General features: G+C 64.2%; 26 protein-coding genes and 2 tRNA genes. 21 read left to right on the top strand and 7 right to left on the bottom strand.

Features of this window, described 5'->3' with window-relative positions; translation table 11 throughout:
- Nucleotides 1-540, bottom strand: a 540-nt coding sequence (locus tag HWX39_RS23375) for an NAD(P)/FAD-dependent oxidoreductase (protein ID WP_175970167.1), incomplete at its 3' end; no start/stop codon positions are given.
- 178 nt (nucleotides 541-718) lie between these two features.
- Here HWX39_RS23375 and HWX39_RS23370 point away from each other — a divergent pair.
- Together HWX39_RS23370 and HWX39_RS23365 are read left to right on the top strand one after the other, a co-directional pair.
- A complete protein-coding gene (locus HWX39_RS23370) occupies nucleotides 719-1,501 on the top strand; it encodes an SDR family oxidoreductase (protein ID WP_011351770.1) in 783 nt (260 codons plus the stop codon).
- A 32-nt stretch (nucleotides 1,502-1,533) separates the two neighbouring features.
- Nucleotides 1,534-1,965, top strand: coding sequence for a thioesterase family protein (locus HWX39_RS23365; RefSeq protein WP_175970166.1), 432 nt, complete (start codon nucleotides 1,534-1,536; stop codon nucleotides 1,963-1,965).
- A gap of 110 nt (nucleotides 1,966-2,075) precedes the next feature.
- Here HWX39_RS23365 and HWX39_RS23360 read toward each other — a convergent pair whose 3' ends face one another.
- On the bottom strand, nucleotides 2,076-2,621 hold the full coding sequence (locus HWX39_RS23360; RefSeq protein ID WP_175970185.1) for a LuxR C-terminal-related transcriptional regulator: 546 nt from the start codon (nucleotides 2,619-2,621) through the stop codon (nucleotides 2,076-2,078).
- A 219-nt stretch (nucleotides 2,622-2,840) separates the two neighbouring features.
- On the opposite strand from HWX39_RS23360, the gene HWX39_RS23355 reads away from it, so the two are divergent.
- Nucleotides 2,841-3,545, top strand: a complete 705-nt coding sequence (locus HWX39_RS23355; RefSeq protein WP_175952969.1) for a CoA transferase subunit A — start codon at nucleotides 2,841-2,843, stop codon at nucleotides 3,543-3,545.
- 1 nt (nucleotide 3,546) lies between these two features.
- Nucleotides 3,547-4,188 carry a CoA transferase subunit B gene (locus HWX39_RS23350; RefSeq protein ID WP_047900502.1) on the top strand — a complete coding sequence of 214 codons (642 nt, stop codon included), beginning with the start codon at nucleotides 3,547-3,549 and terminating at the stop codon, nucleotides 4,186-4,188.
- Nucleotides 4,189-4,264: 76 nt separating this feature from the next.
- On the opposite strand, the gene HWX39_RS23345 is transcribed toward HWX39_RS23350, so the two are convergent.
- From HWX39_RS23345 to HWX39_RS23335, 3 genes are read right to left on the bottom strand one after another with little or no spacing between them, the layout of a single operon-like run.
- A complete protein-coding gene (locus tag HWX39_RS23345) occupies nucleotides 4,265-4,978 on the bottom strand; it encodes an SDR family oxidoreductase (protein WP_175970165.1) in 714 nt (237 codons plus the stop codon).
- Nucleotides 4,979-5,016: 38 nt separating this feature from the next.
- Complete coding sequence (locus HWX39_RS23340) at nucleotides 5,017-6,027, bottom strand: polysaccharide deacetylase family protein (protein WP_175970164.1); 1,011 nt, start codon at nucleotides 6,025-6,027, stop codon at nucleotides 5,017-5,019.
- 11 nt (nucleotides 6,028-6,038) lie between these two features.
- The gene (locus tag HWX39_RS23335; protein ID WP_175970184.1) at nucleotides 6,039-6,596 is read right to left on the bottom strand and encodes an ester cyclase; all 558 of its coding nucleotides are present in this window, start codon (nucleotides 6,594-6,596) and stop codon (nucleotides 6,039-6,041) included.
- A gap of 138 nt (nucleotides 6,597-6,734) precedes the next feature.
- On the opposite strand from HWX39_RS23335, the gene HWX39_RS23330 reads away from it, so the two are divergent.
- From HWX39_RS23330 to HWX39_RS23270, 13 genes are all read left to right on the top strand, one after another.
- Entirely contained in the window at nucleotides 6,735-7,640 is a 906-nt protein-coding gene (locus HWX39_RS23330) for a LysR family transcriptional regulator (RefSeq protein ID WP_175970183.1), read from the top strand.
- 123 nt (nucleotides 7,641-7,763) lie between these two features.
- Nucleotides 7,764-8,660, top strand: a complete 897-nt coding sequence (locus HWX39_RS23325) for an alpha/beta hydrolase (RefSeq protein ID WP_175970163.1) — start codon at nucleotides 7,764-7,766, stop codon at nucleotides 8,658-8,660.
- An 80-nt stretch (nucleotides 8,661-8,740) separates the two neighbouring features.
- The gene (locus HWX39_RS23320) at nucleotides 8,741-9,094 is read left to right on the top strand and encodes a RidA family protein (RefSeq protein ID WP_175952967.1); all 354 of its coding nucleotides are present in this window, start codon (nucleotides 8,741-8,743) and stop codon (nucleotides 9,092-9,094) included.
- A gap of 39 nt (nucleotides 9,095-9,133) precedes the next feature.
- A complete protein-coding gene (locus HWX39_RS23315) occupies nucleotides 9,134-11,368 on the top strand; it encodes a bifunctional (p)ppGpp synthetase/guanosine-3',5'-bis(diphosphate) 3'-pyrophosphohydrolase (protein WP_175970162.1) in 2,235 nt (744 codons plus the stop codon).
- An 87-nt stretch (nucleotides 11,369-11,455) separates the two neighbouring features.
- Nucleotides 11,456-11,532 (top strand) — tRNA-Val (locus HWX39_RS23310).
- Nucleotides 11,533-11,803: 271 nt separating this feature from the next.
- The gene (gene thrS / locus HWX39_RS23305; RefSeq protein WP_175970161.1) at nucleotides 11,804-13,711 is read left to right on the top strand and encodes a threonine--tRNA ligase; all 1,908 of its coding nucleotides are present in this window, start codon (nucleotides 11,804-11,806) and stop codon (nucleotides 13,709-13,711) included.
- Nucleotides 13,712-13,760: 49 nt separating this feature from the next.
- Entirely contained in the window at nucleotides 13,761-14,285 is a 525-nt protein-coding gene (gene infC, locus HWX39_RS23300; protein ID WP_071734130.1) for a translation initiation factor IF-3, read from the top strand.
- Nucleotides 14,286-14,473: 188 nt separating this feature from the next.
- On the top strand, nucleotides 14,474-14,671 hold the full coding sequence (gene rpmI, locus HWX39_RS23295) for a 50S ribosomal protein L35 (protein ID WP_004191477.1): 198 nt from the start codon (nucleotides 14,474-14,476) through the stop codon (nucleotides 14,669-14,671).
- Between the two features lie 29 nt (nucleotides 14,672-14,700).
- Nucleotides 14,701-15,060 (top strand): 50S ribosomal protein L20, encoded by a 360-nt coding sequence (gene rplT / locus HWX39_RS23290; RefSeq protein WP_004192938.1) that lies wholly within the window; start codon nucleotides 14,701-14,703, stop codon nucleotides 15,058-15,060.
- Nucleotides 15,061-15,208: 148 nt separating this feature from the next.
- Nucleotides 15,209-16,222, top strand: coding sequence for a phenylalanine--tRNA ligase subunit alpha (gene pheS, locus HWX39_RS23285; RefSeq protein ID WP_006486107.1), 1,014 nt, complete (start codon nucleotides 15,209-15,211; stop codon nucleotides 16,220-16,222).
- 96 nt (nucleotides 16,223-16,318) lie between these two features.
- Entirely contained in the window at nucleotides 16,319-18,748 is a 2,430-nt protein-coding gene (gene pheT, locus HWX39_RS23280; RefSeq protein ID WP_175970160.1) for a phenylalanine--tRNA ligase subunit beta, read from the top strand.
- 72 nt (nucleotides 18,749-18,820) lie between these two features.
- Nucleotides 18,821-19,207, top strand: a complete 387-nt coding sequence (locus tag HWX39_RS23275) for an integration host factor subunit alpha (protein ID WP_006486093.1) — start codon at nucleotides 18,821-18,823, stop codon at nucleotides 19,205-19,207.
- Nucleotides 19,208-19,267: 60 nt separating this feature from the next.
- The gene (locus HWX39_RS23270; protein WP_175970159.1) at nucleotides 19,268-19,681 is read left to right on the top strand and encodes a MerR family transcriptional regulator; all 414 of its coding nucleotides are present in this window, start codon (nucleotides 19,268-19,270) and stop codon (nucleotides 19,679-19,681) included.
- A gap of 72 nt (nucleotides 19,682-19,753) precedes the next feature.
- On the opposite strand, the gene HWX39_RS23265 is transcribed toward HWX39_RS23270, so the two are convergent.
- Nucleotides 19,754-21,964, bottom strand: a complete 2,211-nt coding sequence (locus tag HWX39_RS23265) for a hypothetical protein (RefSeq protein WP_175970158.1) — start codon at nucleotides 21,962-21,964, stop codon at nucleotides 19,754-19,756.
- A gap of 345 nt (nucleotides 21,965-22,309) precedes the next feature.
- Nucleotides 22,310-23,125, bottom strand: a complete 816-nt coding sequence (locus HWX39_RS23260; protein ID WP_244135077.1) for a tyrosine-protein phosphatase — start codon at nucleotides 23,123-23,125, stop codon at nucleotides 22,310-22,312.
- A gap of 396 nt (nucleotides 23,126-23,521) precedes the next feature.
- Between HWX39_RS23260 and HWX39_RS23255 the strand changes: the two genes are divergently transcribed.
- The 4 genes from HWX39_RS23255 to HWX39_RS23240 all read left to right on the top strand — a co-directional run bounded on the left by HWX39_RS23255 (nucleotide 23,522) and on the right by HWX39_RS23240 (nucleotide 26,629).
- Entirely contained in the window at nucleotides 23,522-24,235 is a 714-nt protein-coding gene (locus HWX39_RS23255; protein ID WP_175970156.1) for a methyltransferase domain-containing protein, read from the top strand.
- A 152-nt stretch (nucleotides 24,236-24,387) separates the two neighbouring features.
- Nucleotides 24,388-24,464, top strand: a tRNA-Pro gene (locus tag HWX39_RS23250).
- 140 nt (nucleotides 24,465-24,604) lie between these two features.
- Nucleotides 24,605-25,813: an outer membrane protein assembly factor BamC gene (gene bamC, locus HWX39_RS23245; protein WP_175970155.1), complete on the top strand. Its 1,209-nt coding sequence runs from the start codon at nucleotides 24,605-24,607 to the stop codon at nucleotides 25,811-25,813.
- Between the two features lie 525 nt (nucleotides 25,814-26,338).
- The gene (locus HWX39_RS23240; protein WP_175970182.1) at nucleotides 26,339-26,629 is read left to right on the top strand and encodes a putative quinol monooxygenase; all 291 of its coding nucleotides are present in this window, start codon (nucleotides 26,339-26,341) and stop codon (nucleotides 26,627-26,629) included.
- The last annotated feature ends 11 nt before the right edge of the window (nucleotides 26,630-26,640 follow it).

The following is a 26,640-nucleotide window of genomic DNA, read 5'->3' as shown; positions in this document are numbered from 1 at the left end:
GTTCTCGGTCGGCTCGCCGTCCTTGCCCACGCCCATGTTGCCGGTCGCGACGCCCTTCACGGAGCCGTCGTCGTTATAGAGAATCTCCGCGGCCGGGAAGCCGGGGAAGATCTCGACGCCCAGCGCCTCGGCCTGCGCTCCCAGCCAGCGCGTGACGTTGCCCAGCGAAATCACGTAGTTGCCGTGGTTCTGGAAGTTGGCGGGCAGCGCCCAGTTGGGCGTGGTGACCGCGCTTTTCTCGGACAGGAACAGGAAGCGGTCTTCCGTCACCTCGACGTCGAGCGGCGCGCCGCGTTCCTTCCAGTCGGGGAACAGTTCGGTGATCGCGCGCGGGTCCATCACCGCGCCCGACAGGATGTGCGCGCCGATCTCGGAACCCTTCTCGAGCACGCACACGCCGATCTCGGTGCCTTTCTCGGCGGCCAGCTGCTTGAGCCGGATCGCCGCCGACAGCCCGGCGGGGCCGCCGCCGACGATCACGACGTCGTATTCCATCGATTCGCGCGGGCCGTACTGCTCGATGAGGCTTGCGGGGGTCATTGGCGTTCCTCTAACCGTTAGAATGCTTTTATTCGGGAGCGTATTGTCTGCGAAACGAAACGCTTGCCGCAACAGCATGCGGCTAGATTAGCACGATCGTTCTATTTTTGTGCTAGGGTAATGCCGTTCGGGCCGTACTGCCCGTGGCGGCGAAACGACATCGAAAGGGGAAGTGCAAATGGGTCGGTCGATCAATCTGGAAGGCAAGGTTGCGCTGGTCACGGGTGCGTCGAGCGGCCTCGGGCAGCGTTTTGCGCAAGTGCTGTCGCAGGCCGGTGCGAAGGTCGTGCTTGCGAGCCGTCGCGTCGAGCGCCTGAAGGAGCTGCGTGCCGAGATCGAGGCGGCGGGCGGTGCCGCGCATGTCGTGTCGCTCGACGTCACCGACGTCCAGAGCATCAAGGCGGCGGTCGCGCACGCGGAGACGGAAGCCGGTACGATCGACATCCTCGTGAACAATTCGGGCGTCTCGACGATGCAGAAGCTCGTCGACGTGACGCCGGCCGATTTCGAGTTCGTATTCGACACCAACACGCGCGGCGCATTTTTCGTCGCGCAGGAGGTCGCGAAGCGGATGATCATGCGCGCGAACGGAAGCGGCAACGGCAAGCCGCCGTGCCGGATCATCAACATCGCGTCGGTGGCCGGGCTGCGCGTGTTTCCGCAGATCGGCCTGTACGCGATGAGCAAGGCGGCGGTCGTGCAGATGACGCGTGCGATGGCGCTCGAGTGGGGGCGTCACGGGATCAACGTCAATGCGATATGTCCGGGCTATATCGATACCGAAATCAATCATTACCTGTGGGAAACCGAGCAGGGCCAGAAGCTGCAGTCGATGCTGCCGCGCCGGCGCGTCGGCAAGCCTCAGGATCTCGACGGGCTGTTGTTGCTGCTCGCGGCCGACGAGTCGCAGTTCATCAATGGCTCGATTATCTCCGCCGACGACGGCTTCGGCCTCGCCTGAGCGGATGACATTCAGCAACACAGAAGACTGCAATGAGTGACTATTCCCCCGTTTTTGAGATGTCGATGCCGATCCGCTGGGGCGACATGGACGCGTTCGGCCATGTGAACAACACGGTCTATTTCCGCTACATGGAACAGGCGCGGATCTCGTGGTTCGAGGAACTCGGTATCGCCGGCGGCAACGGCGAGGGGCAGGGGCCCGTCATCGTCACGGCGTCGATGGAGTTCCTCAAGCAGCTGCACTACCCGGGTGACGTGATCGCGAGGATGTCGGCTGCGAAGCCCGGCCGTAGCAGCTTCGACACGGGTTTCGAGCTGACGCGCGCCGACGATCCGCAGCACGTCTATGCGCGCGGCAACGCGCGCTGCGTGTGGGTCGACTACGCGCTCGGCAAGTCGGTGCCGCTGCCTCAGTTGCTGCGCGACACGATCGAGCGCGCGCTCGCGGCGAAGATCGGCTGAGCGTCGACGCGGCGCGGCCGGGCCGGCACAAGGTCGCCGGTGGCACGCCATATCTGCTGTTTCCCGAATCGGCCGCCATGTGCGGCCGATTGTCATCAGGGAGCCGCCATTCACTGCCCGAGCAGGCGCTGCAGCAGCTCCGGGGTATTGTTGGTTCCGTATTTGCGCATCAGCCGTGCGCGGTAGATATCGACCGTACGCGAACTGATGTCGAGCACGCGCCCGATCTGTTTGCTGGTCTTGCCGGTCGCGAGTTGCGCGGCGATCTCGCGCTCGCGCGGGGTCAGTTCGACGGCGACCCGGCGCGTCGCACTCAAATCCTCGAAGGTCCACACGCCCGCCGCAAGCGGCGCGGTGCGGTCGATCGCGCGGCCGGTGACGTGGCACCAGAACAGTTCGCCGTCCGCCCGTTTCATGATTCTGTCATCCGAGTAGATGCCGTTCGCGGCCATCACGCGCGAGATCCGTTCGCCGATTCGCTGGAATTCGTCCGTCGACGGGTAGAGCACCTCGTACGATTTTCCGATGAGGTCGGCCCGCACGCAGCGGAAGATCGACGCGAGCGCGTCGTTGCAGTCCTCGATCACGCGGTCGCGCGACAGGACGAGGCCGAGCGGCGCGAGGTGGAAGGCGGTCTGGTAATCGAGAGCGGGCATGGCGCAGGCAAGCGGAGGCAAACGCTTATGTATTTTTGCGTATTGTGCCGCATCCGCGCCGCATCGTACCCTTTCACGCATCTCGTGGTGGCTGCGACATAAAAACAGCGTGCCTCGACGCAGGCATCGCCGTGCATGCATAGAATGATGCGGCGGGCTTGCGGGCCAGGTGGGCGCGTGAACCGGTTTTGCTGGTTTCCATAGAGGAAGGGACAACAGATGAACAAAGTCTATCCAAGCGCGGCTGCCGCGCTGGAAGGGATCGTCCACGACGGACAGACCTTCGCGGTGGGCGGCTTCGGCCTGTGCGGGATTCCGGAGGCGCTGATCGCGGCGTTGCGCGATTCGGCCGTCAAGGGCATCACCTGCATCAGCAACAACGCGGGCGTCGACGGTTTCGGCCTCGGCCTGCTGCTGGAAACGCGCCAGATCAAGAAAATGATCTCGTCGTACGTCGGCGAGAACAAGGAGTTCGAACGCCAGTATCTGGCCGGTGAACTCGAGCTCGAATTCACGCCGCAAGGCACGCTCGCCGAAAAGCTGCGGGCGGGCGGTGCGGGCATTCCGGCGTTCTTCACGAACACGGGCTACGGCACCGTGATCGCGGAGGGCAAGGAAACGCGCCAGTTCGGCGATCGCCACTACGTGCTCGAGCCGTCGCTGACGGCCGATGTCGCGCTCGTGAAGGCCTGGAAGGCCGACAAGTCCGGCAACCTGATTTTTCGCCGCACCGCGCGCAACTTCAACCCGATGTGTGCGATGGCCGGCAAGATCACCGTCGCTGAGGTCGAGGAGATCGTCGAGAACGGCGAGCTCGATCCGGACCACATCCACACGCCGGGGATTTTCGTGCAGCGCATCGTGCTGAACGCGACGCCCGAAAAACGCATCGAACAACGCGTCGTACGCGCGAAAGGAGACTGACATGGCCTGGAATCGTGACCAGATGGCCGCGCGCGCGGCGAAGGAACTGCAGGACGGCTTCTACGTGAACCTCGGCATCGGCCTGCCGACGCTCGTTGCGAACCACGTGCCGGAAGGCGTCGAGGTGTGGCTGCAGTCGGAGAACGGCCTGCTCGGCATCGGCCCGTCGCCGACCGAGGACGAAGTCGACGCCGATCTCATCAACGCCGGCAAGCAGACCGTCACGACGCTGCCGGGCTCGTCGATCTTCTCGTCGGCCGATTCGTTCGCGATGATTCGCGGCGGCCATATCAACCTCGCGATCCTCGGCGCGATGCAGGTCAGCAAGCAGGGCGATCTCGCGAACTGGATGATCCCGGGCAAGATGATCAAGGGGATGGGCGGCGCGATGGATCTCGTCGCCGGCGTGAAGCGCGTCGTCGTGCTGATGGAGCACGTCGCGAAGGGCGATCAGCACAAGATCCTCGACGAATGCAACCTGCCGCTGACGGGTGTCGGCGTGGTCGACCTGATCATCACCGATCTCGGCGTGATCGAAGTCACCCCGGCCGGGCTGAAGGTCCTCGAGCTCGCCGACGGTGTGAGCGCCGACGAGATCCAGGCGAAGACGGGCGCACCGCTCGACGTCAGCGCGGTGGCCTGAGCGTCACCTTGTTGCGTCATTCTCGACGCCCCGCGCGCCTGACGGAACGCGGGGCGTTTTGTCGTGAATGCATGCGTCACGCGATCGCGCCGCCGCCGTCGATCAGTACCGTCGAGCCGGTGGCATAAGGCGTCGCCGCGAGATACAGGATCGCATTCGCGACATCCTCCGGATGGCCGACTCTGCGTGCCGGAAGCCGCTGTGCGGCGCCGGCGTACATCGCGTCGCGTGCGTCGGGCGCGAGCTTGTCCCACAGCGGCGTTGCGATCAGGCCCGGCGACACGGTATTCACGCGAACCGGCGCCAGCTCGAGTGCCAGGCCGCGAGCGAGCGCCTCGAGCGCCGCATTGATCGCGCCTTGCAGGACCGACGACGCGTTCGGCCGCACACTGAGGTAGCCCGACACGAACGTCAGCGAACCGCCGGGCGCGATATCGATTGCGCGGGCGATGCGGTATGCGCCCCAGAACTTGCTGTCCATCGCCGCTTGCGCGTCGGCAAGCGGCAATGCACGGACGGGGCCCGTGGCTGTATTCGCGGCCGAAATCACGACGTGGTCGAACTGGCCGGCGCGCGCGCAGAATTCATCGACATCCGCCGTATCCGTGATGTCGAGCGTTTCGGTCCGCACGTGCGCGCCTGGCATGGTGTCGATGTCGAACCTGCCTGGATGGCGCGAAGCGATTGTCAGGCGCGCGCCGCGTCGCGCGAAGGCTGTCGCGGCAGCGGCGCCGATGCCGGAGCTTCCGCCGACGACGAGTACTTTCTTCCCGTGGAGCACATCATTCATGAAGGTCTTTCCTGGGTGACGAGTTGAACGGAATCCGGTCAGATCGTTTCGGTCTCGCGCAGCGTCGACGGACTCTGCAGCGCGAAGCGCGCAATGTCGTCCTTGCGCATGAAAGCGACACCCGGGTGTGATCGGGCGTAGTGCAGGAAGGCGTCCCACGCGCGAACCATCTGCGGGGTGCCGCTGATCCGGTCGTGCGCACTGATCGACATCAGTCTGCGCCGCTGCCCGGCTTCCGCGTACAACTGGTCGAAATCGAGCTTGATCTGCTCGAGGAACATCGTCGGCGAGTAGTTGCGACCTTCGATCAGCAGGATGTCGTTGTTGCGCAGCGTGTACGGGACCACCACGAAATCGCGACCGCCGACGGTCTCGATGAACGGTTCGTCGCGACTGACGTCGTCGATGTGATACGCGTAGCCGAGTTCCTGCAGCAGCGACAGCGTATGCGGTCCGCGCCGCAGCCAGTTGCAGTTGTACCCGGTCGGCCGCTGGCCAGTCGCCGCTTCGACCATGTCGCGTGCTTCGGCCAGGAAGCGGCGCTCGTCGTCGCGGCTCATCGCGAATTGCGCGCGCCACGTCGGGCCGTGCGCGGCGGCTTCATGGCCGCGCGACACGATTTCGCGCGCCAGTTCGGGGTGGCGGCGCGCGGCTTCCCCGATCATGTGCGACGTGACCTTCACGCCGTGTCGGTCCCAGAGATCGAGAAGGCGGGGAATCCCTTCCCGGTAGCCATACGCGAACCAGGTGGCCGACGCGAGATCGACCGGCACCGACGGCGGGAATGCGGCGGCCGGAAACGGGCTGTCCGCGCCGGTAGGCGGTTGTCCGCCCGCCTCGAACTGCATCGAGATCGAGATCACGATGCGTGCGCCGTCCGGCCAGAACGGCGTGGCGCCCGGTGCCGAGGGTGCCGGCATCGATGCGGCGGTTGCCGGCAGGGAGGCGCCTGCGGCCGCGGCGACGCCAGCCGCGAGCCCGGCGCCGGCCTGGGCCAGGAACGTGCGGCGCGGCAGCGGCGTCGCGGGATAGTCGTGACCTTGAGTCATCGTCTCCTCCGTCAGCCGACGAGCCCAAGCTGACGCATCAGCGTCAGGTTGTCCTCGATGTGCCAGTTTTCCGCGATCCGGCCGTGGTCGATCCGGTAGATATCGGTCGCGATGAAGTCGATTGCCTGTCCGCGCCCGGCCGTTCCGTTGAAAGCGCCGGTGAAATGCCCGCGAAAATGCAGGTGCGCGACGACACGATCGCCCGCGACGATCATCTGTTCGATCTCGCAGCGCAGATCCGGGATCGCGCCGCGCATCGTGCCGGAGGCCGCGAGCGGCCCAGGTACGCCTTGTTCGCGGCCGGGCGGCAGCGTTCGGTCGATGAAGCCGGCGGCGAGCGCCGCGCGGGCGAGGGCGGGGTCGCCGGTATTCCAGAAGGTGCCGTAGCGGCGTGCGGCCAGAATTTGCGCCCGGGCCTGCGCCGCCGGCAAATCCGCCGCGACGGTCAGGCTGTGCGGCGCGACGAGATCGGCGGCACGGGCGGCGGCGGGCCATAGCGTAACGACGCAAGCGGCCGCCGCGCATGCGCGCGCGAGGGAGCGGGTGGCTGAACGAAGGCGGATCGACATGGTTTCGGAGGTCCTGTGAAGAGCGTCATGCGACGACGCGGAACAGGTATGGTAGGTTTCCATTTCGCATGCAAATACGGGCAAACGGCGAATGGATTATTCGAAAAAAAGAAAGGTTGGGATGAGGCGGGTTCCATGATGCTGATCGACGATTTCCCGGCGCTCGATACCTTCGCGAGGATCGTGTCGACCGGCAGTCTGTCGGCGGCGGCGCGCGAGCTCGACCTGTCGTTATCCGTCGTCAGCAAGCGCCTCGCGCATCTCGAGTCGCGGCTCGGCGTGCGCCTGCTGCACCGGACGACGCGGCAGCAAACGCTCACCGACGACGGTGCCCAGTTTCACGCACAGGTGCTGCGCATCCTGGCCGAGGTCGATCGTGCCGAAACGCTGATGCGCGATCGCCGCGGCACGGTCAGCGGCGTACTGCGCGTGACGGCGCCCGGCGAGCTCGGCCGCCTGCGGATCGCGCCGCTCGTGGCGGCATTTCAGCAACGCCATCCGCAATTGACCGTGCAGTTGATGCTGACCGATACGGTTGTCGATCTGCTCGCATCGGACATCGACGTCGCCGTGCGGATCGGCAATCTTGCCGATTCGACGATGATCGCGCGCGAACTGGCGCCGAATCATCGCGTGCTGTGTGCGTCGCCGGGCTATGTGGCTGCGCACGGGTTGCCTGCCCATCCGGCGGAGCTCCGCGCGCATCGATGCATCGTGATGGGGGATCAGCCGCGTGCCGAATGGCGGTTCGACGGCGCCCAGGGCGGCGTGGCGGTCGAGGTGACGGCCGCGCTGCTGACGAACGACGGCGGCGCGGCGCGCACGCTGGCGCTCGAGGGGGCGGGCATTGCATTGAAGTCGATCTGGGATGTCGGCGCAGATCTCGATGCCGGTCGGCTTGTGCGCGTGCTGCCGGCTTTCGAGGCGTGCGCGGCACCGCTGCATGCCGTCTATCCGAGCGGCCGTCACGTGCCGTTGCGGGTGCGGTCATTCGTCGATTTCCTGCGCGAGCAATTGCGGGATGCGTGGGGCCGCGAAGACTGAACCCGTCCCTGGCGACGGGCCGGGCGCGTGGCGCCTCGTCATTCCGAAGCGGTTTACAATCGTTTGCATCAGGCGCCGCAAGCGTTGTCCCGTGCGTCGCCCCCGTTCGACAGGATGCCAACGATGCCAACGACTCCAGCGAATTCCCCGGTTCCCCGCCAGCGACGCGTGCAGTGTGCGAGTGCGGCCGGTCTTCACCACGTCGCCTATACCGAATGGGGCGATCCCGCGAATCCGCGTGTGCTTGTCTGCGTGCACGGCCTGACCCGCTCCGGGCGCGATTTCGACAGGCTCGCCTCCGCGCTGTCCGATACGTATCGCGTCGTCTGTCCCGATGTCGTCGGGCGTGGCCGGTCGGACCGGCTGTCCGATCCGCGGCTCTATGCGATTCCGCAGTACGTGGCCGACATGGTGACGCTGATCGCACGGCTCGACGTCGAATCGGTCGACTGGTTCGGCACGTCGATGGGCGGCCTGATCGGCTTGGCGCTCGCGGGGCTGCCCGGTTCGCCGCTGCGCCGGATGATCGTCAACGACGTTGGTCCGCGTATCGAACCCGATTCGCTCACGCGCATCGGCGAATACCTCGGCGTACAGCCGCGGTTTGCGACGGAGCAGGAGGGGATCGACTATCTGAAGTCGCTGTCGCTGCCGTTCGGCGCGCTGAGCGCCGACGAGTGGCGCGAGATCAACGGGCCATTGCTGCAAGAATTGCCCGAAGGCGGCTGGACGATGCGCTACGATCCGCGCATCGCCGAGCCGTTCAAGGCGACGACGCCTGAACTGGCCGCACTCGGCGAGGCCGCGCTATGGCGCGCGATCGAGACGACGGACGCGTCGCTGCTGGTCGTGCGCGGCGAGACGTCCGATTTGCTGTCGCGCGAGACGGCGGCCGAAATGGTACGTCGCGGCCGGCGTGTGACGCACGTCGAGATTCCGGGTGCGGGCCACGCGCCGGCGTTCGTCAGCGCCGATCAGATTGCGCTCGCGCGGCGGTTTTTCGTCGAAGGTGGCGCATAAACGCGTCATAATATGCGGTTCGGCGGCACGCGGGCCGTGTTGCCGCCCGATTCCTTACCCAATCACGACCGGAACATTTCATGGCAGTCATTCGTCACCACGTCGGGGCCCGACTCTCCGAAACCGCGATCCACAACGGTACCGTGTATCTGGCCGGCCAGATCGCCGAAGACACCACGCAGGACATCAGGGGCCAGACGCGCGAAGTGCTCGGCCACATCGACCGCCTGCTCGCCGAAGCGGGCAGCGACAAGGCGCATCTGCTGTCGGTGCAGATCTACATCTCGGATCTGGCGAACTTCGAAGGCATGAATGCGGAGTGGGACGCATGGGTCGCACAGGGCAACACGCCGCCGCGCGCAACCGTCGAGGCGAAGCTCGCGGATCCGGCACTGCTCGTCGAGATCGTCGTCGTCGCCGCGCAACGGAGCTGAGCGTTATCCGACGATGACCGTATTCCGCCAGGCCGTGCAATGACCGGATCCGTTTCCGCCTCTCCCGTCGCGGCGCCGTCGTTCGACGACGTGCTCGCGTTCGTGCGCGAGCGGGCCGGCGACGCGCGCCTGTCGTCCGGCGAATTGCTCGCCGATCACTCGGCAGGCACGGCGGCGATCATGCGCACGCTGAACGTCGATCCGTCCGCGATGCAGGCCGCCGCGCTGTTCGTGCTGACGCCGCACCTGAGCGATCCCGAGCGCGAGCTGACCGAGCGTTTCGGCGACGAAGTGGCGCGGCTCGTGTCCGACGTGCGCAAGCTGCTGAGGCTCGGCACCGTCAGCCTGCGCGCCGCGCAGAACGCGAAACCCGACTCCGGGCGCGACGCGGCGGAAGAGCGGCGCACGCAGATCGAGGCGCTGCGCAAGATGCTGCTCGCCTTCGCGCAGGACATCCGCGTGGTGCTGATCCGGCTCGCGTCGCGGTTGCAGTCGTTGCGCTACTACGCGGCCGCGAAGATCGACCCGCCGCCCGACGTTGCGCGCGAGACGCTCGAGATTTATGCCCCGCTCGCGAACCGGCTCGGTATCTGGCAGCTGAAGTGGGAGCTCGAGGATCTCGCGTTCCGCTTTGAGGATCCCGTGACCTACAAACGGATCGCGAAGCTGCTCGACGAGAAGCGCATCGAGCGCGAGGCGTACGTCACGCAGGCGATCGCGCGGCTGCAGCACGAGCTGGCGGACGCGAACATCCAGGCCGAGGTGAGCGGCCGGCCGAAGCATATCTACAGCATCTGGCGCAAGATGCGCGGCAAGGAGCTCGATTTTTCCGAGTTGTACGACGTGCGCGCATTTCGCGTGATCGTGCCGGACATCAAGGATTGCTACGCGGTGCTCGGCATCGTGCATCACCTGTGGCAGCCGGTGCCGAAGGAATTCGACGACTACATCTCGCGACCGAAGCCGAACGGCTACAAGTCGCTGCATACGGTGGTGATCGGCGACGACGGCCGCGCATTCGAAGTGCAGATCCGCACGCAGGAGATGCACCGTTTCGCCGAGTACGGCGTCGCCGCGCACTGGCGCTACAAGGAAGCCGGCGCGCGCGGCTATGGAGGTCAGTTCTCGGCGAGCGACAAGTACGACGAGAAGATTGCATGGCTGCGCCAGCTGCTCGCATGGAAGGATGACGTCGAGGACGGCGCGGAAAAGTCGGGCGACGAGGCGTGGGCGCAATTGCGCGAGACGTCGCTCGACGACGACCACATCTACGTGCTGACGCCGCAGGCGCGCGTGATTGCGTTGCCGCAGGGCGCGACGCCGGTCGATTTCGCGTACCACCTGCACAGCGAACTTGGCCATCGCTGTCGTGGCGCGCGTGTCGACGGCGCGATGGTGCCGCTCAACACGCCGCTCGCGAATGGCCAGACGGTCGAGATCGTCGCGGTGAAGGAGGGCGGGCCGTCGCGCGACTGGCTGAACCTGCAGCTCGGCTATTTGAAGAGCTCGCGCGCGCGTCAGAAGGTGCGGGCGTGGTTCAACTCGATCGAGCAGGAAGAAAACGTCTCGCACGGCCGCGCGCTCGTCGAAAAGACGCTGCAACGCGAGGGCAAGACGTCGGTCAACCTGGACAACCTCGCCGCGAAGCTCGGCTTCAAGTCGCCCGAGGAGCTGTTCTCGGTCGTCGGCAAGGAAGAGTTCAGCCTGCGCAATGTCGAGCACGCGCTGTCCGATGCGCCGCCACCCGAACCGGCGCCCGAGGCGCCTGCCGATTTCGAGAAACGCAGCAGCGGCGCGAGCGTGGCGCACGGCGCGTCGACCGGCGTGCTGGTCGTGGGTGTCGACGCGCTGCTGACCCAGCTCGCGCGCTGCTGCCGTCCGGCGCCGCCCGATCCGATCAGTGGTTTCGTCACGCGCGGCAAGGGGATGTCGATCCATCGCACCGATTGCCCGACCTTCCGCCGGATGGTCGAGCGCGCGCCGGAGCGCGTGCTGCAGACGACCTGGTCGGCCGACGTGCTGGGCGGGCGCGGCGCGTCCGTCTATCCGGTCGACCTGATGATCGAGGCGAGCGACCGGCAAGGGTTGCTGCGCGACATCTCCGAAGTGTTCGCACGCGAGAAGATGAACGTCGTGGGCGTGAAGACGCAGAGCCGCCGCAATGCGGCATTCATGCAGTTCACGGTCGAGGTGTCGAACTCGGCGCAGGTGCAGCGCGCATGTACGCTGCTCGGCGAGGTGCAGGGCGTCGTGCGGGCCGGACGGAAGGCATGATGTGGGGTTCGAACACCGTTATTTTGCTGCGGCTGCATAAAAATACTTGCCAAGCGGGTAACGGCTCCATATAATCTTAGCTTCACTAGGCTCGTAGCTCAGCTGGTTAGAGCACCACCTTGACATGGTGGGGGTCGTTGGTTCGAGTCCAATCGAGCCTACCAACGAATTGAGAATGTCCGGTATCCGGGTGTTCGATGCAGTAAATAACTCAACGCGAACAAGGCGAATACGGTTATGACACCGCGAACGTTGACCGAAACCTTTTCGGAGCGACGCTAGTCGAGGAACCCTTTCGCCCTTTCAGTTTGAGTGAAGTATCGAATGCGGCCCCTCGAAAGCGGGGCCGCATTTTTTTTGTCGCGAAATTTTCCCGCGTGATTTTTAAATCGCGTACCTGGTCTGCCGCCCACTGTCGGCATCACGGAGATTGCTATGGTTTCGATACGCTTGCCTGACGGCTCAGTTCGACAATACGAGCATCCGGTGACAGTTGCCGAGGTTGCAGCCTCGATCGGTCCCGGCCTTGCGAAGGCTGCGCTTGGTGGCAAGCTCGATGGCGAGCTCGTCGATACGTCGGCCGTGATCGACCGCGACGCGTCGCTCGCGATCGTGACCGACAAGGACGCCGACGGCCTCGACATCATCCGTCACTCGACGGCGCACTTGCTCGCGTACGCGGTGAAGGAACTGTATCCGGACGCGCAGGTGACGATCGGCCCGGTGATCGACAACGGTTTCTATTACGACTTCTCGTACAACCGCCCGTTTACGCCGGAAGATCTGGAAAAGATCGAAAAGCGCATGCAGGAACTCGCGAAGAAGGACGAGCCCGTCACGCGCCGTGTCGTGTCGCGCGACGAGGCGGCGGGCTACTTCCGCAGCATCGGCGAGAAGTACAAGGCCGAGATCATCGAATCGATTCCGCAAAGCGATGAAATCAAGCTGTATTCGCACGGCGGCTTTACCGATCTGTGCCGTGGTCCGCACGTGCCGTCCACCGGCAAGCTGAAAGTCTTCAAGCTGATGAAGGTCGCGGGCGCGTACTGGCGCGGTGATTCGAAGAACGAGCAGTTGCAGCGCATCTATGGCACGGCCTGGACGAAGAAGGAAGACCAGGACCAGTACCTGCACATGCTCGAGGAAGCTGAAAAGCGCGACCACCGCAAGCTCGGCAAGCAGCTCGACCTGTTCCACATGCAGGAAGAGTCGCCGGGGATGGTGTTCTGGCATCCGAAGGGCTGGGCGCTGTGGCAGCAGGTCGAGCAGTACATGCGCCGCCGCGTGAGCGAAGCCGGGTACCTCGAGATCAAGACGCCGATGATCATGGACCGCTCGCTGTGGGAGGCGTCGGGCCACTGGCAGAACTACCGCGAGAACATGTTCACGACGGAGTCGGAGAAGCGCGATTACGCGATCAAGCCGATGAACTGCCCCGGCCACGTCCAGGTGTTCAAGCACGGCCTGCGTTCGTACCGCGACCTGCCGCTGCGTTACGCGGAATTCGGTTCGTGCCACCGCAACGAGGCATCGGGCGCGCTGCATGGTCTGATGCGTGTGCGCGGCTTCGTGCAGGACGATGCGCACATCTTCTGTACGGAAGACCAGTTCATCTCGGAATCGATCGCGTTCAACACGCTGGCAATGAGCGTGTACAAGGACTTCGGCTTCGATCACATCGACATCAAGCTGTCGCTGCGCCCGGAGCAGCGCGCGGGTACGGACGAAACCTGGGATCGCGCCGAGCAGGGCCTGCGCGATGCGCTGACGGCCTGCGGCCTCACGTGGGAGGAGTTGCCGGGTGAGGGTGCGTTCTACGGCCCGAAGATCGAGTATCACATCAAGGATGCGCTCGGCCGTTCGTGGCAGTGCGGCACGCTGCAGCTCGACATGGTGCTGCCGGAGCGCCTCGGCGCCGAGTATGTCGCGGATGACAGCAGCCGCCGTCGTCCGGTGATGCTGCACCGTGCAATCGTCGGTTCGATGGAGCGTTTCCTCGGCATTTTGATCGAGCACCACGCTGGTGCGATGCCGGCCTGGCTCGCGCCGTTCCAGGCAGTTGTGCTCAATATCGCCGAAAGTCAGGCCGAATATGCGCAATCTCTGGCCCAATCGTTGCAAAAACAAGGGGTTAGAGTGACGGCCGATTTGCGCAATGAGAAGATTAGCTATAAAATACGCGAGCACACGCTGGAAAAGGTGCCTTATCTCCTCGTCGTGGGTGATAAGGAGCGTGATGCGCAAACGGTAGCCGTGCGTGCCCGTGGCGGCGTCGATCTTGGCGTGATGCCGGTCGATGCCTTCGTTGAGCGTCTGCAGGAAGACCTGCGGTCGTTCAAGTAACCGCCCTGGCAGCGCGGCTCGTTTTTTTAATTTTTAGAGGAAACGTAACATCGCTACTGATAAGTCGTCGCACCGCATCAACGGTGAAATCACTGCGCCGGAAGTGCGCCTGGTCGGGATCGAGAACGAGCCGCTCGGTATCGTAAAACTCGCTGATGCTTTCCGTAAATCGGAAGAACTGGATGTTGACCTGGTGGAAATCGCGCCGCAAGCGGTTCCCCCGGTTTGCCGTCTGATGGATTACGGCAAGTTCAAGTACCAGGAATCGAAGAAGCAACACGAAGCGAAGCTGAAGCAGAAGGTCATCCAGGTCAAGGAAGTCAAGTTCCGCCCGGGTACCGATGACGGTGACTACAACGTCAAGCTCCGCAATCTCGTGCGCTTCCTCGAAGAAGGCGACAAGACGAAGATCACGTTGCGTTTCCGCGGCCGCGAAATGGCTCACCAGGAAATCGGTATGCGGATGCTTGAGCGTCTGCGCACGGATCTCGAGGAAGTCGGCCAGGTCGAGCAGATGCCGAAGATGGAAGGGCGCCAGATGATCATGGTGCTCTCGCCGAAGAAAAAGAAGTAACGGGCCCGCGCGCTTCGCGCGCAGGTTCGCAGTGGTTCGGCGCGTCGCCCGTCAGGGCGGCGTGCCAACAATGACGGCGGCTGCGCAAGCGGTTCGCCGTACACAAGTGGACTGGGTTTCGAAGGGCGGGTCAAGGGCGCAAGCCAACCGCACACCCATCGCCATCTAATAAACTGGAGTTGTTCGTCATGCCTAAGATGAAGACCAAGAAGAGTGCTGCAAAGCGCTTCGTGGTGCGGCCGGGCGGTACCGTCAAGCGCGGTCAAGCCTTCAAGCGTCACATCCTGACCAAGAAAACCACGAAGAACAAGCGTCACCTGCGCGGCGCAACGGCAGTTCATGATTCCGATCTGAACTCCGTCCGCGCGATGCTGCCGTTCGCGTAACCCCTAACTGATACTCTAAGGAGAGAAACATGCCTCGAGTCAAACGTGGGGTAACCGCACGGGCCCGCCACAAGAAGATCATCAACCTGGCCAAGGGTTATCGCGGCCGCCGCAATAACGTCTACCGCATCGCCAAGCAGGCGGTGATGCGCGCTGGTCAGTACGCGTACCGCGATCGCCGCAACAAGAAGCGTGTGTTCCGCGCACTGTGGATCACGCGTATCAACGCGGCAGTTCGCCAGCACGACATGACCTACAGCGTGTTCATCAACGGCCTGAAGAAGGCGTCGATCGAACTCGACCGTAAGGTGCTGGCCGATATGGCGGTGTTCGACAAGGCTGCTTTTGCTGCGATCGTCAAGCAGGTGAAAGCCGCCGTTGCAGCCTAATTGCGAAATTAGCACTGCGTGGTTAGTTGCAGCGATGTTCCGGTAGTCTCGGCCGCTGCAGCGAAAACGGGGCTCTTCCGAGCCCCTTTTTTGTTTGGTGGGCGATTTCGCTCGCCAAGACCGAATGACGTTGGAAATGATGGGATCTATGGATCTGGACCAGATTGTCGCCGACGCGCAGCAGTCCTTCGAACAGGCTGCCGACATCACCACGCTCGAAAATGAGAAAGCACGATTTCTCGGCAAGTCGGGCGCGCTGACCGAGTTGCTGAAGGGTCTCGGCAAGCTCGATCCCGAAGCACGCAAGACCGAAGGCGCACGCATCAACGTCGCGAAGCAGCAGGTTGAAGCCGCGCTGACCGCACGCCGTCAGGCACTGGCCGACGCGCTGCTGAATCAGCGCCTCACTGCCGAAGCGATCGACGTGACGTTGCCGGGCCGCGGCGCCGGAGCAGGCAGCCTGCACCCCGTGATGCGCACGTGGGAGCGTGTCGAACAGATTTTCGGCTCGATCGGCTTCGATGTGGCCGATGGCCCCGAAATCGAGACCGACTGGTACAACTTCACGTCGCTGAACAGCCCGGAGAACCATCCGGCGCGTTCGATGCAGGACACCTTCTACGTCGAAGGCAAGGATGCCGACGGCCGCCAGCTGCTGCTACGCACGCACACGAGCCCGATGCAGGTGCGTTACGCGCGCATGAACCGTCCGCCGATCAAGGTGATCGCGCCGGGCCGCACGTATCGCGTCGACAGCGATGCGACCCACTCGCCGATGTTCAATCAGGTCGAGGGGCTGTGGATCGACGAAAACATCAGCTTCGCCGACCTCAAGGGCGTCTATACCGACTTCCTGAAAAAATTCTTCGAGCGCGACGACATCCTCGTGCGCTTCCGTCCGTCGTATTTCCCGTTCACGGAACCGTCGGCCGAGATCGACATGATGTTCGAGCAAGGCAAGAACGCCGGCAAGTGGCTCGAGATCTCCGGTTCGGGGCAGGTGCATCCGACCGTGATTCGCAACATGGGCCTCGATCCCGAGCGCTACATCGGCTTTGCGTTCGGCAGTGGCCTCGAGCGCCTGACGATGTTGCGCTACGGCGTCCAGGATCTCCGGCTGTTCTTCGAGAACGACCTGCGTTTCCTGCGCCAGTTCGCGTAACGCCGCGCGCCGCGCCGACCTGTGCCCGCACACGCCCCGACGGCCGATCCGACGGGGCCCGGGCGTCGATCTAACCTGTTTCGAACGTAGACATCCATGCAATTCCCTGAATCCTGGTTGAGAACCTTTGTCGACCCGCAGCTGACGACCGACGAACTGTCGCACGCGCTGACGATGGCGGGGCTCGAAGTCGAATCGCTGAGCAAGGCTGCGCCGCCGACGTCGAAGATCGTCGTCGGCCGCGTGCTCGAAGTCGTCAAGCATCCGGATGCGGACAAGCTCAATGTCTGCCAGGTCGACGCCGGCACTGGCGCGACGCTGAATATCGTCTGCGGCGCACCGAACGTCGCGCCCGGCATCAAGGTGCCGGTCGCGCTGGTCGGCGCGGAACTGCCGCCGGCAGAAGAGGGCGGCAAACCGTTCGCGATCAAGCTGTCGAAGCTGCGCGGCGTGGAGAGCCAGGGAATGCTGTGCTCGGCCCGCGAGCTGAAGCTGTCCGAGGATCACAGCGGCCTGCTGGTGCTGCCGGAAGATACGCCGGTCGGCCAGGACATCCGCGAGACGCTCAATCTCGACGACACGATCTTCGAAATCAAGCTGACGCCGAACAAGGCCGACTGCCTGTCCGTGTTCGGCATCGCACGCGAGACGGCCGCGATCACCGGCGCGCCGCTGACGCCGGTCGACATCCGCCCGGTGCGCGTCGAGCTCGACGAGACGCTGCCGGTGCGCATTGCCGCCCCCGATCTGTGCGGCCGTTTCTCGGGGCGCGTGATCCGCGGCGTGAACGCGCATGCGAAGACTCCGCAGTGGATGGTCGAGCGCCTCGAGCGTTCCGGCCAGCGCAGCGTGTCAGCGCTCGTCGACATCTCGAACTACGTGATGTTCGAGCTCGGCCGTCCGTCGCACGTGTTCGATCTCGACAAGATCCACGGCGGCATCGAGGTGCGCTGGGGCAAGCGTGGCGAGTCGCTGAAGCTGCTCAACGGCAACACGGTCGAACTCGATGAAACGGTCGGCGTGATTTCGGACGACCGCCAGGTCGAAAGCCTGGCCGGCATCATGGGTGGCGACAGCACGGCCGTTACGCTCGATACGACCAACATCTACCTGGAAGCCGCATTCTGGTGGCCGGACAGCATCCGCGGCCGGGCGCGCAAGTACAACTTCTCGACCGATGCGGCCCATCGCTTCGAGCGCGGTGTCGATTACGCGACGACCGTCGAGCACGTCGAGCGCATCACGCAGCTGATTCTGGATATCTGCGGCGGCAAGGCCGGGCCGGTCGACGATCAGTCCGTGAACCTGCCGCAGCGTGCGCCGGTGAAGATGCGCGTATCGCGCGCGAACCGCATCATCGGCGTGCAGATCGGCGCCGACGAGATCGCCAGCATCTTCACGCGCCTCGGCCTGCCGTTCGAGCGTGAAGACGACGCGTTCCTCGTCATGCCGCCGTCGCATCGCTTCGACATCGAGATCGAGGAAGACCTGATCGAGGAAGTGGCGCGCATCTACGGCTTCGAAAAGATCCCGGCGCGTCCGCCGGTCGCGACGAGCGAAATGCGCGCGACCAACGAGACGCGGCGCTCGATCCACGACATCCGTCACGCGCTCGCCGCGCGCGACTACGCGGAAACCGTCAACTTCAGCTTCGTCGATGCGGAGTGGGAGCGCGATTTCGCCGGCAACGACAACCCGATCCGGCTGCTGAACCCGATCGCGAGCCAACTGTCGGTGATGCGTACGACGCTGTTCGGTAGCCTGATTTCCGTGCTGCGCCACAACCTGAACCGCCGCGCGGATCGCGTGCGGGTGTTCGAGGCTGGCCGCGTGTTCCTCGCCGATGCGGCGGCGAAGGCCGGTGAGCTGACGGTCGAAGGTTATGTGCAGCCGAAGCGCGTCGGTGCGCTTGCCTATGGTCCGGCGCTCGATGAGCAGTGGGGCGCAGCGACCCGCGCGGTCGATTTCTTCGACGTGAAGGGCGATCTCGAGGCGCTGCTCGCGCCCGCTGCCGCGCGTTTCGTGAAGGCGGAGCATCCGGCCCTCCATCCGGGCCGCAGCGCGCGGATCGAAGTCGACGGCCGCGCGGTCGGCTGGATCGGCGAGCTGCACCCGCGCCTGATGCAGAAATACGAGCTGCCGCAAGCGCCGGTGATGTTCGAGATCGATGCGGACGCGCTGATTGCGCGTGCGTTGCCCGCGCCGACCGACGTGTCGAAATTCCCGCCGGTTCGTCGCGATATCGCCGTTGTCGTCGATCAGGCGGTCGAGGTTCAGGCACTTTTCGACGAAATGAAGAAGGCGCTTGCGGAAGAGGCCTGCCGATTCGTTCAGAAGGTTGTACTCTTCGACGAATTTCGTGCAAAATCAAATACTTCCGGTGGTCTTGCCGCGCACGAGAAGAGCCTTGCCTTCCGCGTGACGTTGCAGGACGCGGCTGGCACGCTACAGGATGAGGTCGTCGATCAGGCGATCCAGACGCTGGTCGAGCGGATGGCTCGCGCCGGTGCGCGCCTGCGCGGCTAAGGAGAGGGCCCGCCCGTTCGCGGGCGGCTTTTTCCCATCGTAAGTTTTGATTCAACGCGCTGTATGGCAGATATGAACGACATGACCTCGAGTGAATTCGAAGCCCTCCTGACGGCGCAACGCAGCGCCATGAACCGCGACGCTTCGGCGCCGGCGTCCACCGAGACGCCCACGCTGACGAAGGCGGAACTGGCGGAGCTGCTGTTCGACAGCGTCGGGCTGAACAAGCGTGAAGCGAAGGACATGGTCGAGGCGTTTTTCGAGGTGATTCGCGACGCGCTCGAAAACGGCGAAAGCGTCAAGCTGTCGGGGTTCGGCAATTTCCAGTTGCGCGACAAGCCGCAGCGTCCGGGCCGCAATCCGAAGACGGGCGAGGCGATTCCGATCGCGGCCCGCCGGGTGGTAACCTTCCACGCGAGCCAGAAGCTGAAGGCGCTGGTCGAAAACGGCGCGGAGTAAGCCCGCGCGCTGACGCCCCCGCGCGGCCGCCGCGCACCCTTTACCGACGGTTAACCGACGATGACCACTACGGTTGAGAAAGTCGTCTTGCCTCCGATTCCCGCGAAGCGCTATTTCACGATCGGTGAAGTCAGCGAACTGTGCGGGGTCAAGCCGCATGTGCTGCGTTATTGGGAACAGGAATTTACTCAACTGCGGCCGGTGAAGCGGCGTGGCAATCGCCGGTACTACCAGCACCACGAAGTGCTGCTGATCCGGCGGATTCGCGAATTGCTGTACGAGCAGGGATTCACGATCAACGGTGCGCGCAACCGGCTCGATTCGCCGGCCGCCGAGCGGGCTGCGGCCACTCCCGTCGAGCCGGAAGCGCAGGCTACCGATGCACGCGCGCCGGGCAAGCCGGGCGCGACCGTCGACGTCATTGCATTGCGGCAGGCGCTGCTCGACGTGATCGACGGACTGAAGCACGACTGAGCGCGAAGGATGAAATGAAAAGCCCGGTTGGCGACGTGCCACCGGGCTTCTTTCATGCGTGTCGTGTGCGCTTCAGCGTGATGCGAGCGGGTTTTTCTGCCCCATGTCGACGACCAGCGTGCCGTCCGGCAGCATCCGCACCGAGCCTTGCGCGACCTGGCTGCGGTAGTCGTACAGGTCGAAACGCATCGGGCCGGCCTCGGCCGAATTCCGGATCAGCGCGCGCACGTTCAGTTCGAGCACGTTGAACATCTTCATGTCGCCGCCTTCCATCCACATGTAGCTCGGAGCATCGATCTGCGGCCGTTGCGGCGCGGGCGCGCCTGCCATGCGCCTGAACGTGAGGCGCAGCCCGTCGCGCTCGACCGTTGCCTGTCCGAGCTTGCCGTTCAGCACGGGTGGCGGGAACACAGTGTATTGGTCGAGCACGAGCGTGTCGCCGCGTAGCTCCGCGCCGCGCCGCTGCAACGGTGTCAGCGAAGCGAGCTCGATGCCGAGCGAACGCAGCAGCTTCGCCTGCGGAATGCCGAGCACCGACACCTGGGACGGCTTGAACGCGAGGTGCCGATCGTCGAGCACGGACAGCGTGCCCTTCATGTCGGTCGGCAGCCAGACGCCCGGCACGTGATTCCACAGCTTGATGCCGCCCTGGACACGCAGGTTCGTGCCGTCCGCGCTCAGTTGCAAGTCGTTGAGCGAGCGCGGCGAGTAGTCGAGCAGATAGTTGTTGAAGAGCGCGGACATTGCCTTCCACGACTCGACGACCGTGCCGCCGAGAATGCGGATGTCGTACTGGTTCGGGTCGTCGAGATCGACGGGCTCGCCGGGCCGCTTCGATACGAGTTCCACGTCGAGATCCTCGACGTGAAAGCCGATATCGCCGGACAGGTTGAAGTCGACGTTGCGCAAGTGGATCGTCGGGTTGCGGTTCGACACGTGCCGTTCGTTGAACGGCGTGGTCGACGTGCGGCGCATCGCGACCTTCTGCATGCGGGGGGAGGCGGTGTTTGCCGCGAGCGCATAGGCTTCCCAGTGCTGTCGTATGTCGCGCAGCGCATTCTGCTGCGCGGCGAGGAAGCTGTCGTTCAGGCGCGCGGCCGCGTTGCCGAGCGGCGCGCCGCTGGCCGGGCCCGCATACGAGGGCATCCGGATCGCCATCGCCCCGCTTTCGTCGAAGTTGAAGTAGCCGGCCGATACCTGGTCGCGGTAGTGATACAGGTCGAACACGAAAGTCTGGCCGGGCTTCGTGGAATCGACCGGGCGGATCAGGATGTCCGCGTTCATCGGCATCGAGCGCATGAACTTCACATCGCCGCCGCGAATGACCATCGCCTGCTGCGGCGCGTTCGCGGGCATCGCGAAGCCGGCGTGCGTGCCGTCGTCGAGCTTCAGGTCGAGGCCGGCCGGCGTCACGCGCAACGCGGTGATCGTGAGCTTCAGGCGTGGCGGCGGCATCAGCTTGTCGACCGACATCACGAGATCGTCGCCGGCGAGCTGCGCGATCGGCGTCTGGACTTTCAGCAGGTCGGCCATCTTCACGTTGGCCGCGCGCATCACGGGCTGCGCGTTGATGCCGGAGACGTGCACGCCCGTTGGATGGAACACGAGTTGGCTGCCGTCGCGAATTGCGAGCGTGCCCGTCAGCGAGAACGGCACCCAGCCGTCGCGCTGCATCTCGCCTTGCAGGTGAATCACGCCGTCGCCGGCCGATACGGCGAGCTTGCGCAGCGGTGCGTTGCGGTAGCCGAAGATGTAGGTGTTGAAGAGGGCGGTCAGCTTCGCGTTGTCGAGCGTGACCGTGCCTTCATGCACGTCGATCTCGAAACTTGTCGGATCGTCGAATACGATCGGCGCGCCGGCCTGCGTCGGCACGAGCGTCGCTGACAGCTGGTGGATGAAGAAACCGAGGTTGTTGACGATACGGAAATCGACGTCGCGCAGGAACGTCATCGCGCCGTTCTGGCCCGAGTCGCGCAGCGTGAACGGGCGCGATTGCGTGAGGCTGATCGATGCGAGCGACGGCACGGTGCGTGCGACCTGCTGCTCGCGGGCGAGGCGTTCGGCCTTGGTGCGTTCGATCTTCGTCGACGCGGCCGACGTGTTGCCGTCGCGCTGCGCGGATGATTCCGCGCAACCGGCACACAGCATGGCGAGCGCCAGTACGCCGCAGCCGAACGCGCGGGATGTCCTGGACGAGATGGGGCGGGCCGCGCGTGGCGGGCCGGAAAACCAGTCGAAAATTGCCAAAGGCGAGCGATGGCCGCGCCGGACCGCATTCCGCATCGTCTGTCTCCATGTCTTGTCGTGATCGACGGCCGCGCGCGCCACTGCACGGCGCGAGCGTCGATGCGGTGCAGTGTGGCATAGCGCGCTAGAGCGGCGTTACCAAACAACGGGCGCCCGGACGGGGCCGGCCGGCGGGCTGCGGGACAACGGATTCGAGGTGGTTGGACGGCTGGATCAAACGGTCGTTTGGTTTACACGACCGGTCCCCGGCGGATCTTGTTGGGTCCGGGCAAACCCCCTCCAGCCTCGGCCAGCGCGGGTTTAGTCGGGCTTGCGTTGCCGCGGTCGCAGCGGTCGCGGCGTGGATGCGGTCCGGCCCCGTCGCAGCGGCTTGCGGGGTGATCAGACCAGCATGCGCTGCCGGATTGCGTTCAGCGTCGCCTGGTCGAGTTGCAGGCCGTTCGCGATATACGACGCCATCGAGCCGTACGACGCGGTGACCTGATCGAATGCCGCCTGCAGATAGTCGGTGTGTGCGCCTTGCAGCGCGGTCATCATGTCTGCCGCATTTTGCCCGCCGGCTTTTTGCGCCTGGGCGACCGAAGCGGCGATTTCCGATGCGCTATAGACGTTCGTTAGCAGATAGTCGGCGAGTATCGTCTGCTCGGATGTGCCAAGGATCGTATGCAGGATCGCGGTTGCCCAGCCCGTGCGATCCTTGCCGGCCGTGCAGTGGAACACCAGGTTTTCGCCGGAGGCAGCGAAGCCGGTGAAGAGCGCGTGATAGCGGGCATGCGCGGTGTCCGACGTGACGAACGCGCGGTACATGCTCAACATGAAAGCCGTCGCGGTGGCGCCGGTGGTCGGGATCGGATCGATGCTGGCGGCCCCGAGCACGTTGAGGTTTTGCCAGGTGGCGCCAGCCAGCGGCACATCCGGTTGCGTCTTGATCTCGGCGGGCGTGCGCAGGTCGCAAACCTGCCTGACGCCGAGCGTGCCGACGGTGGCGACATCCGCGGCCGACAACGCGAGCGCGGATGAACGATAGATCACGCCTTTCTTCATCCTGGCGCCGTTCGTTGTCGCGTAGCCGGCGCCGTCCGGCCCGGCCGTATCGCGAAAATTCGATGCGGAACTCAGCCGCGGTGTCGTGACGGGCGCGACCGAAATCGAGTCGCCTCCGCATGCCGACAGAAGCGATGCGCTCCCCAGCGCCATGCCTATCGTGCCGACGCCCAGCCGGAGAAAATGTCGACGGGAAATTTCGTTTTTCTGATGCATTCAATGCCCTGTGTCGAAGACGGTTACAAGAGGTCGCGACTGCGGTGGTGACAGAAACCGCCTCCTGTATCACGCGCGACGCGGCAAAGCCGGGGCGGCCGGGTCGATCGGCATGCAGTCGGACGGTTCACCCGCGCGCATCGATCTCGCGCCGGGTAACCGCACGGTAGCGATTTGCGGCGAACCGGCCATCGTCCTTTTCGATTAGGTTGGAAAGCGGGTTGCCACCGTCGGTTGCGCGTTCGGGCAGGTGGGATCGGTGGCAGCGGCGAGGTAAGATCGGCAGCAGTGACTGTATCGACCAAAGCACGGTAGCCATCACGGGGAAGCGTCATGGATCTCAAGGAAGTCGACGTATTAGGTGCAGGCGTGGGCGATCACTGGTACTACGCGTCGAAGGCGAGTGCGATCCGTCGGTTCCTGGGGGCGCCAGGCGCGAACCGGATACTCGATGTCGGTGCAGGCTCCGGCTTCTTCTCGAAGCACTTGCTGGAGCGTACGCAGGCGACGGAAGCTTGGTGTGTCGATACGAGCTACGCCGACGATACCGATGGCGAGGCGGCTGGCAAGCCCATCCACTTTCGGCGATCCGTTGATCGATTCGATGCCGATCTCGTGTTGCTGATGGACGTGCTCGAGCATGTCGACGACGACGTCGGTCTGCTCACGCAGTATGTAAAGGATGCGCCTTCGGGCAGCCGCTTCCTGATCACGGTTCCCGCGTTCCAGTTCCTCTGGAGCGGTCATGATGATTTTCTGGAGCACAAGCGCCGATATACGCTCGGCAGTCTCGAGGACGTGGTACGTCGCGCGGGGCTCGACGTCGAGCACGGCGCCTATTATTTCGGCCTCACGTTTCCGCTCGCGGCAGCGTTGCGGCTCGGCGAGCGCGTGCGTCGGCAACCGCGCGTGCCGGCGTCGCAATTGCGTCGTCACCATCCGTTCGTGAACGGCCTGCTCAAGACGATCTGTCGGATCGAGTTGCCGATGTTCCGTTTCAACCGCGTCGCCGGGCTGACGGTCATCTGTGTCGCACGCAAGCGGTGAATGCAAGGCCGTCTGGCCGGTGCGCAGCGTCGTGCCAAGCGCGTCGTTGCTTGCATCGGAACCGCCACACCCAAAAAAATTCACAAGAACATTCACAAAATGCATGCGACCCGTTCTAAATCGGAAAACTGTCTGTTATAATTTTTTTCTTTCGGGGCGTAGCGCAGCCTGGTAGCGTACCTGCATGGGGTGCAGGTGGTCGGAGGTTCAAATCCTCTCGCCCCGACCAGACAAGAACCCGCGTCAGCTTAAGCTGGCGCGGGTTTTTTCTTGGCCGTCGCTTTTTTGCACATCGTGGCGCGGCCCCGGTAAAATGCAAGGTTGATCCACGGAAAGCGCCGTGATTTAGCGGAAGAGGATTCCCCGAACATGACTGATCTTCGTCTTACCATGCGGTTCGCTGCAGTGCTCGCCACCGGCGCGCTCGTTGCCGGTTGCGGTACGTCGTCGCCCACGAAAGTGGACTACAAGAGCGATTCGAAATCGAAGGAAGCGTCGCTCGCAGTGCCGCCCAATATGCTCGACGAGACGGCCGATCAGCGTTCGCTGCCGCCCCAGGGCGGCGCGACTTCCCTTTCCGCGCTTCAGCAGGTCCAGCAGGCAGCGCCTGCGCTGGACACTGTCGCTCCGGCTGTGACCGGCATGCATATCCAGCGCGATGGCACCGAGAGCTGGCTCGTGATCGACGGCAAGCAGCCGGCCGACGTCTGGCCGCAGGTTCGCCGCTTCTGGCAGGAGCAGGGCTTCCTGCTCGTCGTCGACCAGCGCGACAAGGGCGTGATGGAAACCGACTGGAACGAAACTCATCCGCAGATCAACGACGGCCTGATCCGTAGCGTGATCTCGAAGGCGATGGGCAACTCGTACGTGACGGCCGAGCGCAACAAGTACCGTACGCGTCTCGATTCGGCGCCGAATGGCGGCACCTATGTCTTCATCAGCCAGAAGGGGATGCGCGAAGCGATCACGGGCTCGAACAACGATTCGAGCAAGTGGGAACCGAAGCCGAACGATCCGGCACTCGAGACCGAATACCTGAAGCGATTGATGGCGGTGCTCGCGCAGAACGAGCAGCGCGCGAAGAACGGCGAGCCGCCAATCGCGAACATCAAGGACAACACGGTCCCGAAGGACAAGAAGGCCGACGCCGACGCATCGTCGAAGGCTGCTGCAGCGATTGCCGCGCAAAACGTTTCCCGCACGTCGGCGCAAGGCAACGATGCGGCCGACGCTGCCGTTCCGTCGGAAGTCACGCTTGGCGAGCCGTACGACCGGTCGTGGCTGCACGTCGGTCTCGCGCTCGATCGTGCGAACTTCACGGTCGACGATCGCGATCGCACGAAGGGCCTGTATTTCGTGCGCTATGTTGATCCGAAGGATCTGACTTCGGCCGAGCAGGGCTTCTGGAGCCAGTTGTTCCACGGCAAGAAGGAAAAGCAGGCGAAGCAATACCGTGTCAACGTGAAGGCACTCACGGCCGACCAGACGCGTGTCGCGGTCGTCGACGATTCGGGCGCGATCGACACGTCGTCACCGGCTCGCCAGATCATGGGGCTGCTCGTGAATCAGCTCCGCTGATTTCGGCGTTTCTCCGCGCTACTGAAAAGCCCGCCATATGGCGGGCTTTTTTATGGCCGCTCGCCGGCGCGCACCTGTGCTGGAGGTTCGGTCCCTTCTCGTGACGTTACGTAACATCCGCGCGTTACGGCGGAAAAACGCATGCGGCATTGTCGGCGGAAAATTTTTTCCCTTATAAATCAACGAGATGGTCGGTTTGGTGCAGTTGGCACGCAACCTGCTTTATATGTTGAAATTGATGGAACAGGGAGGATGGCGTCAGAAACCGGGGGTGTGCCGCGAGCGCCCGATAAACGGTATCGACGTTTTCGAATGTCGGCGCGACGAGCGTCGGCGCAACTGATGACGATCCGCGCCAGCGTGCGGATCTCGATGGCCCCGTCGCCTATCCTCGTAGGGCGACGGTTTCGCCCGCGCTTCTCTGAAGCGCGGGCTATTTTTTTGGGGCTGTCGTGCGATACCGTGCTGGCGCAGCCGATGCGCGATTCGCGTATTCTCGGGCTTCTCAAGACGAAGGAGGCGGGAATGGCGGAAATTGCAGACGTGGCGCTGATCGTGGCGAAGCCGGGCGCCGAGGAGAAGTTGCGTGTCCAGCTCGAAGGGATCGTCGAGCCGACCCGCAACGAAGCAGGGGCATTGCAGTACGACCTGCACCGGGACTTGAAGGAGCCCGCGCGGTTCGTATTCGTTGAGCGCTGGGAAAGCGGGGAGGCGCTTGCTGCTCATGCGCGCTCCGCGCACATTCTCGCTTATCGCGAAGCGGCCGCGAATTGGATCGAGCGTTCCGAAATCCGCGTGCTGTCGAAGCTCGCCTGAGCCGGGTGGGG

Origin of the sequence: Burkholderia sp. BCC0322 (assembly GCF_902833045.1) — a bacterium.
Lineage (GTDB): Bacteria > Pseudomonadota > Gammaproteobacteria > Burkholderiales > Burkholderiaceae > Burkholderia.
Note: the sequence above shows the minus strand (reverse complement) of the source record. Positions and strands in the feature narration are given on the sequence as shown.

What these genes read in the sequence shown, in the direction of transcription:
- HWX39_RS23370 (WP_011351770.1), top strand. Translation starts at nt 719, where the DNA reads ATGGGTCGGTCGATCAATCTGGAAGGCAAGGTTGCGCTGGTCACGGGT.
- HWX39_RS23365 (WP_175970166.1), top strand. Translation starts at nt 1,534, where the DNA reads ATGAGTGACTATTCCCCCGTTTTTGAGATGTCGATGCCGATCCGCTGG.
- HWX39_RS23360 (WP_175970185.1), bottom strand. Translation starts at nt 2,621, where the DNA reads ATGCCCGCTCTCGATTACCAGACCGCCTTCCACCTCGCGCCGCTCGGC.
- HWX39_RS23355 (WP_175952969.1), top strand. Translation starts at nt 2,841, where the DNA reads ATGAACAAAGTCTATCCAAGCGCGGCTGCCGCGCTGGAAGGGATCGTC.
- HWX39_RS23350 (WP_047900502.1), top strand. Translation starts at nt 3,547, where the DNA reads ATGGCCTGGAATCGTGACCAGATGGCCGCGCGCGCGGCGAAGGAACTG.
- HWX39_RS23345 (WP_175970165.1), bottom strand. Translation starts at nt 4,978, where the DNA reads ATGAATGATGTGCTCCACGGGAAGAAAGTACTCGTCGTCGGCGGAAGC.
- HWX39_RS23340 (WP_175970164.1), bottom strand. Translation starts at nt 6,027, where the DNA reads ATGACTCAAGGTCACGACTATCCCGCGACGCCGCTGCCGCGCCGCACG.
- HWX39_RS23335 (WP_175970184.1), bottom strand. Translation starts at nt 6,596, where the DNA reads ATGTCGATCCGCCTTCGTTCAGCCACCCGCTCCCTCGCGCGCGCATGC.
- HWX39_RS23330 (WP_175970183.1), top strand. Translation starts at nt 6,735, where the DNA reads ATGCTGATCGACGATTTCCCGGCGCTCGATACCTTCGCGAGGATCGTG.
- HWX39_RS23325 (WP_175970163.1), top strand. Translation starts at nt 7,764, where the DNA reads ATGCCAACGACTCCAGCGAATTCCCCGGTTCCCCGCCAGCGACGCGTG.
- HWX39_RS23320 (WP_175952967.1), top strand. Translation starts at nt 8,741, where the DNA reads ATGGCAGTCATTCGTCACCACGTCGGGGCCCGACTCTCCGAAACCGCG.
- HWX39_RS23315 (WP_175970162.1), top strand. Translation starts at nt 9,134, where the DNA reads ATGACCGGATCCGTTTCCGCCTCTCCCGTCGCGGCGCCGTCGTTCGAC.
- thrS (WP_175970161.1), top strand. Translation starts at nt 11,804, where the DNA reads ATGGTTTCGATACGCTTGCCTGACGGCTCAGTTCGACAATACGAGCAT.
- rpmI (WP_004191477.1), top strand. Translation starts at nt 14,474, where the DNA reads ATGCCTAAGATGAAGACCAAGAAGAGTGCTGCAAAGCGCTTCGTGGTG.
- rplT (WP_004192938.1), top strand. Translation starts at nt 14,701, where the DNA reads ATGCCTCGAGTCAAACGTGGGGTAACCGCACGGGCCCGCCACAAGAAG.
- pheS (WP_006486107.1), top strand. Translation starts at nt 15,209, where the DNA reads ATGGATCTGGACCAGATTGTCGCCGACGCGCAGCAGTCCTTCGAACAG.
- pheT (WP_175970160.1), top strand. Translation starts at nt 16,319, where the DNA reads ATGCAATTCCCTGAATCCTGGTTGAGAACCTTTGTCGACCCGCAGCTG.
- HWX39_RS23275 (WP_006486093.1), top strand. Translation starts at nt 18,821, where the DNA reads ATGAACGACATGACCTCGAGTGAATTCGAAGCCCTCCTGACGGCGCAA.
- HWX39_RS23270 (WP_175970159.1), top strand. Translation starts at nt 19,268, where the DNA reads ATGACCACTACGGTTGAGAAAGTCGTCTTGCCTCCGATTCCCGCGAAG.
- HWX39_RS23265 (WP_175970158.1), bottom strand. Translation starts at nt 21,964, where the DNA reads ATGCGGAATGCGGTCCGGCGCGGCCATCGCTCGCCTTTGGCAATTTTC.
- HWX39_RS23260 (WP_244135077.1), bottom strand. Translation starts at nt 23,125, where the DNA reads ATGGCGCTGGGGAGCGCATCGCTTCTGTCGGCATGCGGAGGCGACTCG.
- HWX39_RS23255 (WP_175970156.1), top strand. Translation starts at nt 23,522, where the DNA reads ATGGATCTCAAGGAAGTCGACGTATTAGGTGCAGGCGTGGGCGATCAC.
- bamC (WP_175970155.1), top strand. Translation starts at nt 24,605, where the DNA reads ATGACTGATCTTCGTCTTACCATGCGGTTCGCTGCAGTGCTCGCCACC.
- HWX39_RS23240 (WP_175970182.1), top strand. Translation starts at nt 26,339, where the DNA reads ATGGCGGAAATTGCAGACGTGGCGCTGATCGTGGCGAAGCCGGGCGCC.